Source organism: Nocardioides speluncae (assembly GCF_003121585.1).
Classification (GTDB): domain Bacteria; phylum Actinomycetota; class Actinomycetes; order Propionibacteriales; family Nocardioidaceae; genus Nocardioides; species Nocardioides speluncae.
Genome location: NZ_QEOO01000036.1, coordinates 70,366 through 83,733, shown reverse-complemented (window position 1 = coordinate 83,733; position 13,368 = coordinate 70,366). Strand labels below are relative to the sequence as shown.

The window sequence follows — 13,368 nt, the reverse complement described above, 5'->3', positions numbered from 1 at the left end:
CCGACGGCCGGCTGAATTGGGTGGCCCTGAGCTGCCGCGTACAGTTGGCTGACGTGACCCAAGCGCCGACGAGTCCCGCCCCTGAAGGTCGCAAGCTGCTTCGTCTGGAGGTCCGCAACGCGGAGACCCCGATCGAGCGCAAGCCGGAGTGGATCAAGACCCGGGCGAAGATGGGCCCCGAGTACACCGCGCTGCAGAGCCTGGTGAAGTCCGAGGGCCTGCACACCGTGTGCCAGGAGGCGGGCTGCCCCAACATCTTCGAGTGCTGGGAGGACCGTGAGGCGACGTTCCTGATCGGCGGCGACCAGTGCACCCGTCGCTGCGACTTCTGCCAGATCGACACCGGCAAGCCGCAGCCGCTGGACCGCGACGAGCCGCGCCGGGTCGCGGAGTCGGTGCAGAAGATGGGCCTGAAGTACGCCACGATCACCGGCGTCGCCCGCGACGACCTGCCCGACGGCGGCGCCTGGCTGTACGCCGAGACCGTGCGCGTGATCCACGAGGTCAACCCCGGCACCGGTGTCGAGAACCTGATCCCCGACTTCAACGGCAAGCCGGACCTGCTGGCCGAGGTGTTCGAGTCGCGGCCCGAGGTGCTGGCTCACAACGTCGAGACCGTGCCGCGGATCTTCAAGCGGATCCGGCCGGCGTTCCGCTACGACCGCTCGCTCGGCGTCCTGACCGCCGCCCGCGACTTCGGCCTGGTCACCAAGTCCAACCTGATCCTCGGCATGGGCGAGACCCGCGAGGAGGTCAGCCAGGCGCTGCGCGACCTGTACGACGCCGGCACCGAGCTGGTCACGATCACCCAGTACCTCCGCCCGTCGGTGCGCCACCACCCCGTGGAGCGCTGGGTCAAGCCGCAGGAGTTCGTCGAGCTCGCGGCCGAGGCCGAGGAGATCGGCTTCTCCGGCGTCCTGTCCGGTCCGCTGGTCCGCTCGTCGTACCGGGCTGGGCGCCTGTACCGTCAGGCCATGGAGGCACGCGACGCCGTGACCCCGTCCATGAGTACCGCGGCATCCGCTGCGCGATAATCGATCTCGTCCCCGCATCTCCAGCAAAGGCAGCAACATGTCTACCCCCGCGCCGTCCGACCTGAGCCGTCGCCAGCAGGTCGTCCAGACCTACCGGATGACCAAGAAGAGCGACCCGAGGATCGGGTGGCTGCTGCTGCTCACCTTCCTGGTGGTCGGCGGCCTCGGCTTCGCGCTGTTCTGGTTCCTGCCCGGCAGCGGGATCCTGCAGTGGGTGTTCGCTGTCGTCGGAGCCGTGCTGGTCGGCTTTCTCGCGGTCGTGATCCTGTTCGGCCGGCGCGCCCAGAAGGCGGCGTACATGCAGATGGAGGGGCAGCCCGGCGCGGCCGCCGCCGCCCTCGGCATGCTCCGGCGCGGCTGGAAGACCGACCCGGTCATCGCCTTCACCAAGCAGCAGGACGTCGTCCACCGGGTGGTCGGCCCGCCCGGCATCGTGCTGGTCGCCGAGGGCAACCCGAACCGGGTCAAGACACTGCTCGCCACCGAGCGCCGCAAGCACGAGCGGGTGGCCGCCGAGACGCCGGTCCACGAGGTCGTCTGCGGCAACGACGACGGCGAGGTGCCGATCTCCAAGCTGGTCAAGCACATCACCAAGCTCGGCCGCCAGGTGAAGCCCGCGGAGATCACCGACATCCTCAACCGGCTCAAGGCACTGGACGCCAACCGGCCGAACATCCCGCTGCCGAAGGGCCCGATCCCGACCAACCTCAAGGGCGCCCGCCAGAACATGCGCGGCCGCTAAGACGTCTGGCTGCACGTCGGTGGTCGAGCAGGTTGCGCAGCAACCGTCGTCGAGACCACTCAACTGGAGCAGCCGTGGTCTCGACGACGGACCCAGCATCGCGACCGAGGCTCGGCCGGTCGCGCGCTTTGCCGACTACGTCGCGGCCATCAACGCGCTCTGCGACGTCAGCGACATGTCATGGGAAGAGTCCTACATCGTCGTGAAGAGACGGTGTGGATCCTGCTACTGGAACGCCACGGTCACCGCGGACGGCGAGGTCGAGCGGTTCTCCGTCAACGGTTCGGCGTAGCTCAGGAGTCGTAGCCGGCGCCGAGCTCGCTCAGGTCGCCGAGAAGGTCACCCAAGGTGAGGTCGGTGACCTCGGACGGCTTGGGCGCCGTGATCTTCACGTCCTGTCCCCAGTCGGATGCCCGGAGCGACAAGTCGCCCATGCGGGGCAGGTCGACGACCAGCTTGCGGACCAGGTTGTCGTCCGCGCCGACCCACACGTCGAACGCGACGTTCTTCGGCAGCTCGTGACCGGCCGACATCCGGTCGTGCTTCTTCAGCTTCGCCGGGTCGAGCCGGACCCGGTAGTGCTCGGTCGGCTCGCCGTCAATGGTGTCGGTCCCGACCAGGGTGACCGAGCTGATCACGTCGCTGTACTCGTCCAGGGCCGCCAGTGGGTCGGACATCGAGTCGATCTCGCCGAGTCCTCCGAAGCTGCCGAGGCTGCCCAGGTCGAGCTTGAGGAACTTGCCGTCGGAGATGCCGGGCACCTTGGCGTAGAGCACGCCGTCGACCAGCCGCACCTCGGTTCCCTCGCCGGCCATGCCGCCGCTCACCACGCCGGCCACGGCGGGCGTGTCTCCGCGGAAGTCGACGTCGCCGCTGACCTCGAACGGCGTACCGAACAGGTCGGCGGTAACCACCAGGTGTCCGGTCTCCGCCTCGGCCAGGGCGGCGCGCAGGTCGGCGACGAAGATGTCCGGGTCGACCCTCTCCCTGTCCTTGTCGGCGGCCAGCGCAGCCGCCGGCGCGTCAGCGGGTACGGCGTTCGCGCCGGCCTGGCTGGCGGACTTGTTGGCGTCGGCCGCATCGGCGTCGCCGTCGTTCTGCTGGGCACCGCAGGCGGTGACGGCCACCAGGGCCAGCGCCGCGACGCTGGGCGCGGCCAGGCGGCGGATCCTGTGCGGTGACATGGACGGACGGCGCATGAGGTCGCTCCGGTGCTCGACGTACGGTCTGGGATCGAATGCTGTGCTTTGACGAATTTAGCCCTCGGACCCTGAGCCGGTGCCGGATCCGGCCCGGTTCTTACCCAGTTCCACCGTCGCCGAACCCGCCAGCATGTCGTGCAGACCGCGGCCGTCGGGGCGGAAAACCAGCGGCGGGATCACCAGGCAGATCAGCACGGACCGCAGCAGCGAGCGCAACAGGTCCGGTGGCCGGCCGCTGCCGTCCATGCGTACGACGCGGAGCCGGGTCGCGAGCTTGCCGAACGAGCCTCCCATCAGCGCGGTCAGCAGCGTCGACTCGACGACGAACAGGCCGAGGGTGAAGAACCCGTTGGGGTTTCCGGGCAGCGCGCCGGTCTCGACGAGCAGTACCGCGACCAGCATGCACGCGAACCAGTCGACCAGCAGGGCCACGATGCGGCGGAGCCAGGAAGCGGTCTCGATCACCGTTGCACCCTATGCCCCGGCGCCACGCCCGAGCGCACGTGCTCCGTCAGACCTGTTACGTGCCCGAAACAAACCAGATACGGTCAAGAAACTGCCCCTGCTTAGGTTGCGGGGAGATCGATGCAGCGTGGCACCGACGCTCCAACCGCATAGCAACCGGCCAGCCCTCGCGCGCGGCCAAGGAGGACGAATGTTCGCAAACAGCGACGAGCTGCTGAAGTACCTCAAGGACGAGGCCGTTGAGATGGTCGACGTCCGCTTCTGCGATCTGCCCGGTGTCATGCAGCACTTCACGATCCCGGTGTCGTCGTTCGACCAGTCGGTCTTCGACGACGGCGTGAACTTCGACGGTTCGTCCGTGCGCGGCTTCCAGGCCATCCACGAGTCCGACATGTCGCTGTTCCCGGACCCGACCACGGCGTACCTCGACCCGTTCCGCGAGGCGAAGACGCTGGTCGTCAACTTCTTCATCCACGACCCGCTCACCGGCGAGGCGTACTCGCGCGACCCGCGCAACATTGCCCGGAAGGCGCAGGAGTACCTCAAGTCCACCGGCATCGGCGACACGGCGTACTTCGCGCCCGAGGCCGAGTTCTACGTGTTCGACTCGGTCCGTTTCGAGACCAAGCAGAACGCCGGTTTCTACCACATCGACTCTGAGGCGGGCGCCTGGAACACCGGGTCGGAGGAGAACAACCGCGGCTACAAGGTGAAGTACAAGGGCGGCTACTTCCCGGTCGCGCCGTACGACCACTTCGGCGACCTCCGCGACGAGATCGTCAAGGAGATCGAGGCCTCCGGCCTGGTCGTCGAGCGTGCGCACCACGAGGTCGGCACCGCCGGTCAAGCGGAGATCAACTTCCGCTTCGACGAGCTGCTGGTCACCGCCGACAACGTCATGAAGTTCAAGTACCTGGTCAAGAACGTCGCCTGGCGCAACGGCAAGACCGCGACCTTCATGCCGAAGCCGATCTTCGGCGACAACGGCTCGGGCATGCACTGCCACCAGTCGATCTGGAACGGCGGCGAGCCGCTGTTCTACGACGAGACCGGGTACGCCGGCCTGTCCGACATGGCGCGCTACTACATCGGCGGCCTGCTCAAGCACGCGCCGTCGCTGCTGGCGTTCACCAACCCGACCGTGAACTCCTACCACCGTCTGGTCCCCGGCTTCGAGGCCCCGGTCAACCTGGTCTACTCCCAGCGCAACCGCTCGGCCTGCATCCGGATCCCGATCACCGGCGCCAACCCGAAGGCCAAGCGCGTCGAGTTCCGCTGCCCCGACCCGTCGGCCAACCCGTACCTCGCGTTCTCCGCGATGCTGCTGGCCGGCATCGACGGCATCAAGAACAAGATCGAGCCGCACGAGCCGGTCGACAAGGACCTCTACGAGCTGCCGCCGGACGAGCACGCCAACATCCCCACCGTCCCCGGCTCGCTCTCGGCGGTCATGGACTCGCTGGAGGCCGACCACGACTTCCTGCTCGAGGGTGGCGTCTTCACCCCCGACCTGATCGAGACCTGGATCGACTACAAGCGCGAGAGCGAGATCGCCCCCGTCGCCCTCCGCCCCCACCCGCACGAGTTCGAGCTTTACTACGACATCTAGGTCGTAAACTGATCGGATCGCTCATATTCGATCGAGCGGTGGCCCCCGAGACTCCTCCCGGGGGCCACCGTCAGTTGGAAGCGCGGAATCGTCGGTCAGCGATCACAGCTGCTACTTCTCGACGAGCAGGTGCTTCATCCGGGAGATCTCGATCGTCTGGTCAGACTCGATGTGCTGGGCCAGTTGGAAGATCGCCGGCTCCTGTCCGCCGCCTCCGTTCAGCAAGTCCTGCACCATGATGACCGCGCCCTCGTGGTGGCGGATCATGTATTGCAGGAACAGCCGGTCGAACCGCGCCCCGCGCGCTCCCCGCAGTTGAGCAAGCTCGGCCTCGGTGAGCATCCCCGGCATCAGCATGTCGTGCCCGCTGCCGTGCTCGTGATGGGCCCCGGGCAAGTCTTCGCCTCGCTGGGTCAACCAGGTCTCGAGCTGGGTGATCTCGTCCAGCTGCGAGATGGCCATCCGCTTCGTGAGCTTCGGCAGGTCGGCGCTGTCGGCGCGGGCGTCAACCAGGTCGATCATCGTCAGCGCCTGCTCGTGGTGCGGGATCATGTTCTGCACGAAGGCGACGTCCGCCTTGGTGTGCGTCGGCTCCTCGATCGCATCGACCTCGTCCTCGGTCAGCTCCCGGTTGGTGCCTCCGGGACCGCCGAGCTGGACGACAGGTGCCCGGTCCTCCGACTCGTCCCCACCGTCGGAGGTGCATGCCGAGAGGACAGTCAGGGCAGCCAGCGCGAGAGCCTGAGCCGCAAGGTTCCGCGGGCGGGTCAGCATCAGATCAGGTCCCTCGCATCTACTTCGAGACGTGGCTCGCCTCTGGCGTGTCACGACGAACGACACTAGTCTGCCTAAGACTAGGTCCTTCTCGGCTCCCACGCCGCATATCTGCGACCCCGTGGGCGACCGGACCGGCACACGGTGGGAGGACGTCGCTATGAACGGCAAGCTTCGCAGTCTGGTGGGCCGCACCATCGCGGGGGCAGGTGCCGCGGTGCTGGTTGCGACGTTGGCGCCGACATCGGCGTTGGCGGACCCACCGGACCCCAATGATCCGCGGGTCGGACTGTCCCCCGGGTACTTCCCGTGGACCGAGGTGTCCAGCAACGTCGACCATCTCGACAACGACCCGCGGGCGGGCGCGTTCGACACCCCTCCGATCGGCTTCACCGGCATCGCGACGGCCAACTCCGACCTCGCCTTCACCGGGGACCACGCGATCGTCGGCAGCTTCAACGGCTTCCAGGTCTACGACATCTCCGACCCGGACGACCCGACGCTGCGCACCAGCTTCGTGTGCCCCGGTGGCCAGGGCGACCCCTCGGTCTACGGCGACCTGCTCTTCATCTCCGTTGAGGAGACCCGCGGCCGGATCGACTGCGGCACCCAGGGCTTCCCTCCCGGCACGCCCGTCAGTGCCGAGAGGTTCCGCGGCGTACGGATCTTCGACATCAGCGACATCGACAACCCGGTGCAGCTGCCCGGTGTGCAGACGTGCCGGGGGTCCCACACGCACACGGTCGTCACCGATCCTGACGACCCCGACAACGTCTACATCTACAACTCCGGCACAGCCGGCGTGCGGCCGGCGGCCGAGCTGGCCGGGTGTGAGAACGCCGCGCTCACCAAGGACCCGGTGACCACGGGGAACCCGACGCAGTGGCGGATCGACGTCATCCAGGTCCCGCTGGCTGCTCCGGAAACGGCGTCGATCGTCAGCCAGCCGCGGATCTTCACGGATCCCGTCACAGGTGCCTTCAACGGGCTGCAGAACACGCCGCCCCTCGTGCCTGGCGTACCCCCGACACCGGAGCAGACACACCCGTCGGGAACCGGGTACTCGCCGCTGCCGAACACCAACACCTGTCACGACATGACGGCCTACCCCGAGCTCGGTGTCCTCGCCGGCGCATGCCAGGGCAACGGCATCCTGCTCGACATCACCGACCCGGTGAACCCGGTTCGGCTCGACGCCGTCAGTGATCCGAACTACTCCTACTGGCACTCGGCGACACTGAACAACGACGGCACGACGGCGATGTTCACCGACGAGTGGGGCGGCGGGACGAGCGCGCGCTGCCGCGCCACCGACCAGCTCGAATGGGGCGCGGACTCCTTCTACGAGATCAACGGCGGCCAGATGGAGTTCGCCAGCTACTTCAAGATGCCGGCTGTGCAGACCTCGCAGGAGAACTGCGTGGCGCACAACGCCTCGCTCGTACCCGTGCCGGGCCGGGACATCCTCGTTCAGGCCTGGTACCAGGGCGGCCTCTCGCTCGTGGACTTCACCGACGCGGCGAACCCGGTCGAGATCGGCTACTTCGACCGCGGACCCATCGCGGTCCCGCAGAACCCCACCGGACTGAACCTCGGCGGTCTGTGGGCGACCTACTGGTACAACGGCAAGGTCTACGGCACCGAGATCGCCCGCGGCTTCGACACATTCGGGCTGCTCGAGAGCGACCTGCTGTCAGAGAACGAGCTCGGGGCGGCGAAGGAGTACCAGGTCGACGAGTTCAACGCCCAGCACCAGACGGAGATCACCTGGGCGCCGAGCTTCAACGTCGCAGGGGCGTACTACGACCAGGCGGTCCGAGCTGGCTCGCTGGCCGAGAAGACCGAGGCCAAGGTCGGCGGACACCTCGCGAAGGCTGAGAAGTTGGTCGCCAACGGCGAGGCGGCCTCGGCCATCGATCAGCTGAACAAGGCGATCCGGGTGCTCGACGACTCCGACCTGCGAGACGCACTGGCGGCCCTGCGCGACTCGCTGCGTCCGTAGAGCGGAGCCCCGGCGACGCTGTTCTCATCAGAGAACGTCGGCCTCGGGCTCCGCAACGTCGGGGGCCGGGGGTAGCTGGCACAGCGCTTGGCCGACGAGGACGACCACGCCGACGACGTCGGCGCCGAGGCCTATCCACGAGATCCCCCTGTCGTTGCGCAACACCGGGCGACCGAACTGCCGATCGACCGTGGCAGCAGCCAGCACCCCGCGCTCGCGGAAGAGTACGACGTCGCCGCGGACCGCCCGCCTGGACCGATCGATGACCACCTCGGTCCCGGCCGGCCACCCGCGCGCGACAGCGAGCTCGTCGCCGATCCGGACCGCGACCGGCACGCGGACCGCACGGGGTGGCCGGGGCTGTTTGGCCGGTCGCTCCGGACCAGGCTCCAACTCGAACGGAAGCGGCTCCTCACCCACACCCGACCGGCCCGAACGCATGTTCGAAGTCTACCCAGATCGTTCTCCCCGCTGGGTTGCGTCTACGGTCGCACCGTGAAAGCCGAGCGGTACGCGAGTGTGCAGGACGCCTACGACACCGTCGCGGAGAGCTACGCGGCACTGATCCCGGACCTGCGTCCTGAGGCGACGCTGGACCTCGCGATGGTGGACGCGTTCGTCGCGGCCGTCGGCTCAGGAGGGCGGGTGCTCGACGCCGGCTGCGGCGCCGGTCGGCTGAGCCGCTATCTCGCCGATCGCGACCTCGCGGTGGAGGGGGTCGACCTGTCTCCCGGCATGGTCGCGATGGCCCGCCGGGACCATCCGGATCTCCGGTTCCGGGTCGGCTCGATCAGCGACCTGCCGTATGAGAGCGGCGTGTTCGACGGCGTCCTTCTCTGGTATTCCACCATCCACACCGAGCGCGAGCATCAGCAGCGGCTGTACGACGAGGCCGGCCGCGTCCTGCGTGCCGGCGGCCACCTGCTTGTTGGATTCCAGGCCGGCGAGGGCATGCACGACACCTCGGCCACCTACGCGCCGTACGGCCACGACGTCACTCTGGTCCGCTACCGCTTCCAAGCCGAGGAAGTGATCGAGTGGCTCACCTCCGCAGGACTCCCAGCGATCGCTCGCTTCGATCGCCGTCCGGTCGGCGCCGAACGTGACGACCAGGTGATACTGCTCGCGGCAAAGGGCGGCGCGGGCGCCACTACAGGCGGCGCTTGAAGCCTTCGTGGCCGGCTCCGCGCCTGTCGATGATGTCTTCTGTGCCATCGATGTGTCAGCAAACGCTGAAACTGGCGTCTTTTCACGCCTGAGTTCGATCACTCTTGCGACATCACAGCGTCAGCCGCCGTTTCGCGTTGCTAGCCTTCGCAGTCAGCCGCGAGCTTGCAGCACGGACCCGCGGTGGGGGTCGAACAGCTCGCTGATGCCGTGCTCGTCGAACCCGTCAAGGAGTACGTCGGAGCCCCGCTCGACCTTGGCCGCGAGCTCATCGGGAAGCAGCGGAAGCACCGCCAGCAGGTGGATCTCGCGGCCGTCGTCGGTGCGCAGCGAGCCGAACTCGCGCGGGAAGCGGAGCGGCGGCGCAAGCATCACGCCACAGAAGTCGGTGTCATCGGCGTACGGCGCTGCCGGATCGCCGTTCGGCATCGAGTGCCAGGCGCCCAGCCAGGTGTCGTACTCGTGCGGCAAGCGGGCCAGGATCTTGAGCGTCAGGATCGGCCAGTAGTGACGCTCGTCCTGCCATGACTCCTCGTCGGTCGGCCAGGATTCCGGGAGCAGGATCATCACTTCAACGTGCTCGGGTACGTCGCCGACGAGGTCTGGTGGGACGGACATCGGGAGGTCGCTCATGCCTGAGGTGACCAACGTGTGGAACGGGCGGTCGGCGGCAGCCGGCACCAGGTGCACGTCGATGTGGACGAGGTCGGAGACGATCTCGTGGAACACGGTCGCCACCGGTCCGATGTGGGTCGCCAGATGACGGTCGATGGCGTCGATGGTTTCGCTGCAGCCGCCACCCGCGTACTCGAACTCACGGTCCCGGGGCTGGTGACGCAGGACCCTGCTGCCGTTCTTCCTCCGTCGGAGCTTCATTCAGATCCTCCCTTCAGACAATCTCGATGAAGACATCGGCAGCGTTAGCCGCCAAGGCGCCAAGGTCTTCCCCGTCGGAGCTCAGCACGGTACTCCCGGGCTCGGCGATGGCGACGACCAGCGCGTCGACAGCAGAGCCGCGGCGAGACTTCGTGCGCAGCTCCGCCGCCCGGCGTGCCATCCGCTCAGAGACGGCCGGCCGCATGTCGCAGGCCTTCAGAAGCCGATTGACGTTCGCGTCCCGCTGTGGTGAGCCGGTGAGCGACTCCGCGAGAACAACTGTCGGAACCACCGCGGGCCAGAGTCCGCGTCGACGAAGGGCCAGAAGCAACGCGGCGGTCTGGCGATCGCGCTTCGCGAGACGGCTCAGACCACCCGAATCAAGAACCAGCATTTAGCCTGCCCTTGCGGACAGCGCTCGTTCCTGAAGTCGCCGGGCGATCGCGTCCGCGCGGGCGGTCTCGGTCTCCGTCGGCTCGCCGACCTCGGCGAGCAGGTCCGCGAGGTACTCGTCGGCACGCGTCTCGAGCTCCTGCCGGCGCAGCTCAGCGACGATCGCCTCCTGAAGCAGCTCGGACGCGGGCAGGCCGCGCTCCTTCACCTGCTTGTAGAGCGCATCGGGCAAGTAGACCTGCATGCGTGGCATACGCCTAACCATACGCCTATCGCTGCTCAGCTCATGTGCTTCGGCGGCGTTCGAGCACCCAGGCGCGGAAGCGGTCGATCTCGACCTGGTACGCCAGGGGCGGATAGTCGCTCCACTCCTTGACCCCGGGCCAGAGAAGCTCCACCTCGACGGCGCTGTCGCGCACGGTGATCGAGTAGAGCTCGCGGTTGTCGCGGCGAGAGCCGACCACCATCCCGTTGAGCACGTGGTCACAGGTCAGCGCCCCGGCCTCCGGCAACGACTGCACCGTTGCACCCGGCACGAGAAAGGACGCCATCAGGTACTTCAGCCACGGCACCATCTGGTTGGCCTTGTCGCCGCCGTCATAGCTCAAGCAGCAGCCCTTGGCGCACGAGGTCCAGTTCGACCACCCCCATGGCGCCTCCGCCTTCACCGCGTTGATCACCCCCTCGTCCTCGCCCAGCGCCCGAGGACCGCTTGGCCGCCGGTCGAGGTAGATCGAGTGGGAGATGCTGTTGATCAGCTCAATCTCACGGGCGTTGAGTGGTGGATCGACGTGCAGGTAGCCGACGAAGTCTGTCTGGTATCCCATGGACACAACCCTCCGCTCAGCCCCGCCCGTCAACAAGGCCGCTTCGCTTGGCTGTGGATAACCTCCGACTCGGCGAACCCTGGCGACGTACGGCGTAGACCGAGGGGTCAGTCCAGGTCGATCAGTACGCCGGGGTTGAGGACGCCGGCCGGGTCCAGCGCTCGCTTGGCTGCGGTGAGAGCAATCGCGAACGGATCGGGTCGCTGGCGGTCGTACCACGGGCGGTGATCGCGGCCGACGGCGTGGTGATGGGTGATGGTGCCGCCGTTGGTCGCGATCGCCTCCGAGACGGCGGCCTTGATCTCGTCCCACTGGGAGAGCGTGCTGCCCCAGCGACCCGGGGCGTAGATCCCGTAGTACGGCGCCGGCCCGTCCGGGTACACGTGGGTGAAGCGGCAGGTGATCAGTCCGCCTCCGCAGATCTCATCCAGGGCGCCCTGGGCCGCGGTTCGGATGGCCGCGTCGTAGGCGGAGAACCGGTCCCAGGTGCACGCCGTCTCGAACGTCTCGACCACCATGCTCCGGCGTGCGAGTGCGTCACGCTGGTAGGGCATGCGCAGGAAGTTCGACTTCCAGGTGCCCGCGGAGTCGCCGTCCTGCTCCCCTCGGTCCCGGGTCGCCTCGACCGTGCCGCCGTGGCCGAGCGCGATCTCGGTAGCCCTGGCGATCCACGCCTCGACCGGATGGTCGGCGGACTCGAAGGCGATGATGAGGAGTCCGCCGGTGGCGACGCCGGCGCTGACCAGGGCCTCCCCCGGATCCAGTAGCCGACAGTTCGTGGGGTACAGCCCCGACTGGGCGATGGCCCGCGTCGCCTCGACGGCTTCGTCGTACGTCGCGAACGAGACCGAGACCGTCGTCTGCCAGCGAGGCCGGTCCTGGAGGCGCATCCAAGCCTCCGTGATCACACCGAGCGTGCCCTCCGAGCCGAGGAACAACCGGTCCGGCGACGGTCCGGCTCCGGACCCCGGCAGGCGACGTGACTCGCTGATCCCCTGAGGAGTGACCACCCGCATCGACTCCGTCAGGTCGTCGATGTGGGTATAGAGCGTGGCGTAGTGGCCGCCTGCGCGGGTGGCGAGCCAGCCTCCGAGGGTGGAGAACTCGAAGGACTGCGGGAAGTGCCGCAGGGTCAGGCTGTGCGGTCGCAGCTGGTCCTCGAGCGCCGGGCCGTAGACGCCCGCCTGCACCCGCGCCGCGCGGCTCGTGGCGTCGATCTCCAGCACCTGGTCGAGGCGCTCGAGGTCGAGGCTGATCGACGGCCCGTCGAAGCGTGGTTCCACTCCGCCGACAACCGAGCTGCCGCCGCCGTACGGCAGCACCGCGATGCCGGCACCGCTGCACCAGTCCAGGACATCGACGATGTCCCGCTCCGAACGCGGACGGACGACGAGGTCAGGCAGGTGGCCGACGTCCCCGAGCAGGTTGCGTACGACGTCACGGAAGGCCTTGCCACGGGCATGGCCCAGGCGGTCCGCAGGCGTGGTCGAACAGAGCTCGGCGAGGGCAGCCGGAGCGTCGATCCGCGGTTCGGGCAGCACCAGGTCGGCCGGGCGTGGCGGCTGGTGATCGGTGAGGTCATGGTCGGGCAGGAGCATGTTCACCCGCTCGGTGAGCGTCGCGACCTCCGCCGCTCCGAGCTGCGCCTCCTCGTCTCCCCAGCCCCACCAGGACCTGCTCACAACGCCTCCTCGGCCAGCGCCTCGACCAGGGCCGCCGCGATCCGGGAGAGCCGCCGTTCCATGGCGTCAGCGGACTCCCTGGGATGGTCGAGCCACCAGGCGACGGCGGCCGACACGCCGCTGAACCACAGGTGGGTGGCGAGGTCCGCGTCGAGCCGGTCGCCGGCCGGCACCACCTCGCGCACACCGTCGGCTCTGAGGCGAGCGAGCGCCCGCCGATGCTTGCGGGCACGCTCCCAAGGCTCGGTGCCGGGCCGCAGGGTGGCGTCGTACAGGACCGCCCAGTCGAACCGGCTGCCCTCGAGGATCCGGAAGATCGCGGTCAGCGTCTGCGTGACCCGACCGAGAGCGGGCCCGGTCTGCGCGGCCGCGACAGCCTCCACCAGCCGCGCCCCCGCGTGGTCGACGCACGCTACGGCCAGACCGTCCTTGGACCCGAAGTAGTTGTAGAGAAGCGGCTTGGTGACCCCGGCCTCTTCGGCGATCCGGTCCATGGAGGCATGGGCGTAGCCACGGGCACCGAACTCTGCGGCGGCTACGTCAAGAAGCTGGCGTTCACGATCGGCGCTGCATGCGCCGGGCGGTGGTGACAGTC

16 protein-coding genes are annotated in these 13,368 nt (G+C 68.2%); 6 read left to right on the top strand and 10 right to left on the bottom strand.

Annotation, left to right across the window (positions count from 1 at the left end; genetic code table 11):
- Nucleotides 1–53: 53 nt before the first annotated feature.
- The 3 genes from lipA to DDV73_RS18240 are packed head-to-tail and all read left to right on the top strand — an operon-like array spanning nt 54 to nt 2,068.
- Entirely contained in the window at nt 54–1,034 is a 981-nt protein-coding gene (lipA, locus tag DDV73_RS18250) for a lipoyl synthase (RefSeq protein WP_109508963.1), read from the top strand.
- Nucleotides 1,035–1,071: 37 nt separating this feature from the next.
- Nucleotides 1,072–1,776, top strand: coding sequence for a DUF4191 domain-containing protein (locus DDV73_RS18245; RefSeq protein ID WP_109508690.1), 705 nt, complete (start codon nt 1,072–1,074; stop codon nt 1,774–1,776).
- Nucleotides 1,777–1,795: 19 nt separating this feature from the next.
- A complete protein-coding gene (locus DDV73_RS18240) occupies nt 1,796–2,068 on the top strand; it encodes a hypothetical protein (RefSeq protein WP_109508689.1) in 273 nt (90 codons plus the stop codon).
- 1 nt (nt 2,069) lies between these two features.
- Here DDV73_RS18240 and DDV73_RS18235 read toward each other — a convergent pair whose 3' ends face one another.
- Both DDV73_RS18235 and DDV73_RS18230 read right to left on the bottom strand, forming a co-directional pair.
- On the bottom strand, nt 2,070–2,960 hold the full coding sequence (locus DDV73_RS18235) for an SCO4651 family lipoprotein (RefSeq protein ID WP_109508688.1): 891 nt from the start codon (nt 2,958–2,960) through the stop codon (nt 2,070–2,072).
- A 72-nt stretch (nt 2,961–3,032) separates the two neighbouring features.
- Entirely contained in the window at nt 3,033–3,443 is a 411-nt protein-coding gene (locus DDV73_RS18230; RefSeq protein ID WP_109508687.1) for an RDD family protein, read from the bottom strand.
- A gap of 190 nt (nt 3,444–3,633) precedes the next feature.
- Here DDV73_RS18230 and glnA point away from each other — a divergent pair, with 190 nt between their 5' ends.
- The gene (gene glnA / locus DDV73_RS18225) at nt 3,634–5,052 is read left to right on the top strand and encodes a type I glutamate--ammonia ligase (protein WP_109508686.1); all 1,419 of its coding nucleotides are present in this window, start codon (nt 3,634–3,636) and stop codon (nt 5,050–5,052) included.
- Nucleotides 5,053–5,163: 111 nt separating this feature from the next.
- Here glnA and DDV73_RS28260 read toward each other — a convergent pair whose 3' ends face one another.
- Nucleotides 5,164–5,826 (bottom strand): DUF305 domain-containing protein, encoded by a 663-nt coding sequence (locus tag DDV73_RS28260; protein WP_161962451.1) that lies wholly within the window; start codon nt 5,824–5,826, stop codon nt 5,164–5,166.
- A 160-nt stretch (nt 5,827–5,986) separates the two neighbouring features.
- On the opposite strand from DDV73_RS28260, the gene DDV73_RS18215 reads away from it, so the two are divergent.
- Nucleotides 5,987–7,828, top strand: a complete 1,842-nt coding sequence (locus tag DDV73_RS18215) for an LVIVD repeat-containing protein (protein WP_109508685.1) — start codon at nt 5,987–5,989, stop codon at nt 7,826–7,828.
- A 27-nt stretch (nt 7,829–7,855) separates the two neighbouring features.
- On the opposite strand, the gene DDV73_RS18210 is transcribed toward DDV73_RS18215, so the two are convergent.
- The gene (locus DDV73_RS18210) at nt 7,856–8,269 is read right to left on the bottom strand and encodes a hypothetical protein (protein WP_154402803.1); all 414 of its coding nucleotides are present in this window, start codon (nt 8,267–8,269) and stop codon (nt 7,856–7,858) included.
- Nucleotides 8,270–8,323: 54 nt separating this feature from the next.
- On the opposite strand from DDV73_RS18210, the gene DDV73_RS18205 reads away from it, so the two are divergent.
- A complete protein-coding gene (locus DDV73_RS18205) occupies nt 8,324–8,995 on the top strand; it encodes a class I SAM-dependent methyltransferase (RefSeq protein ID WP_206050947.1) in 672 nt (223 codons plus the stop codon).
- 153 nt (nt 8,996–9,148) lie between these two features.
- On the opposite strand, the gene DDV73_RS18200 is transcribed toward DDV73_RS18205, so the two are convergent.
- The 6 genes from DDV73_RS18200 to DDV73_RS18175 all read right to left on the bottom strand — a co-directional run bounded on the left by DDV73_RS18200 (nt 9,149) and on the right by DDV73_RS18175 (nt 13,366).
- Nucleotides 9,149–9,871, bottom strand: coding sequence for a suppressor of fused domain protein (locus tag DDV73_RS18200; RefSeq protein ID WP_109508683.1), 723 nt, complete (start codon nt 9,869–9,871; stop codon nt 9,149–9,151).
- 13 nt (nt 9,872–9,884) lie between these two features.
- Entirely contained in the window at nt 9,885–10,265 is a 381-nt protein-coding gene (locus DDV73_RS18195) for a type II toxin-antitoxin system VapC family toxin (RefSeq protein WP_109508682.1), read from the bottom strand.
- Nucleotides 10,266–10,517, bottom strand: coding sequence for an antitoxin (locus tag DDV73_RS18190; RefSeq protein ID WP_109508681.1), 252 nt, complete (start codon nt 10,515–10,517; stop codon nt 10,266–10,268). It abuts the gene before it with no gap.
- A gap of 31 nt (nt 10,518–10,548) precedes the next feature.
- Nucleotides 10,549–11,091, bottom strand: coding sequence for a hypothetical protein (locus DDV73_RS18185; RefSeq protein ID WP_109508680.1), 543 nt, complete (start codon nt 11,089–11,091; stop codon nt 10,549–10,551).
- Nucleotides 11,092–11,198: 107 nt separating this feature from the next.
- A complete protein-coding gene (locus DDV73_RS18180; RefSeq protein ID WP_206050946.1) occupies nt 11,199–12,773 on the bottom strand; it encodes an FAD-binding oxidoreductase in 1,575 nt (524 codons plus the stop codon).
- Nucleotides 12,770–13,366, bottom strand: a complete 597-nt coding sequence (locus tag DDV73_RS18175) for a TetR/AcrR family transcriptional regulator (protein ID WP_109508679.1) — start codon at nt 13,364–13,366, stop codon at nt 12,770–12,772. Before DDV73_RS18175 ends, DDV73_RS18180 begins: the two co-directional genes overlap by 4 nt.
- Nucleotides 13,367–13,368: the final 2 nt, after the last annotated feature.

What these genes read in the sequence shown, in the direction of transcription:
- DDV73_RS18185 (WP_109508680.1), bottom strand. Translation starts at nt 11,091, where the DNA reads ATGGGATACCAGACAGACTTCGTCGGCTACCTGCACGTCGATCCACCA.
- DDV73_RS18235 (WP_109508688.1), bottom strand. Translation starts at nt 2,960, where the DNA reads ATGTCACCGCACAGGATCCGCCGCCTGGCCGCGCCCAGCGTCGCGGCG.
- DDV73_RS18195 (WP_109508682.1), bottom strand. Translation starts at nt 10,265, where the DNA reads ATGCTGGTTCTTGATTCGGGTGGTCTGAGCCGTCTCGCGAAGCGCGAT.
- DDV73_RS18210 (WP_154402803.1), bottom strand. Translation starts at nt 8,269, where the DNA reads ATGCGTTCGGGCCGGTCGGGTGTGGGTGAGGAGCCGCTTCCGTTCGAG.
- DDV73_RS18215 (WP_109508685.1), top strand. Translation starts at nt 5,987, where the DNA reads ATGAACGGCAAGCTTCGCAGTCTGGTGGGCCGCACCATCGCGGGGGCA.
- DDV73_RS18200 (WP_109508683.1), bottom strand. Translation starts at nt 9,871, where the DNA reads ATGAAGCTCCGACGGAGGAAGAACGGCAGCAGGGTCCTGCGTCACCAG.
- DDV73_RS18190 (WP_109508681.1), bottom strand. Translation starts at nt 10,517, where the DNA reads ATGCCACGCATGCAGGTCTACTTGCCCGATGCGCTCTACAAGCAGGTG.
- DDV73_RS18245 (WP_109508690.1), top strand. Translation starts at nt 1,072, where the DNA reads ATGTCTACCCCCGCGCCGTCCGACCTGAGCCGTCGCCAGCAGGTCGTC.
- DDV73_RS28260 (WP_161962451.1), bottom strand. Translation starts at nt 5,826, where the DNA reads ATGCTGACCCGCCCGCGGAACCTTGCGGCTCAGGCTCTCGCGCTGGCT.
- glnA (WP_109508686.1), top strand. Translation starts at nt 3,634, where the DNA reads ATGTTCGCAAACAGCGACGAGCTGCTGAAGTACCTCAAGGACGAGGCC.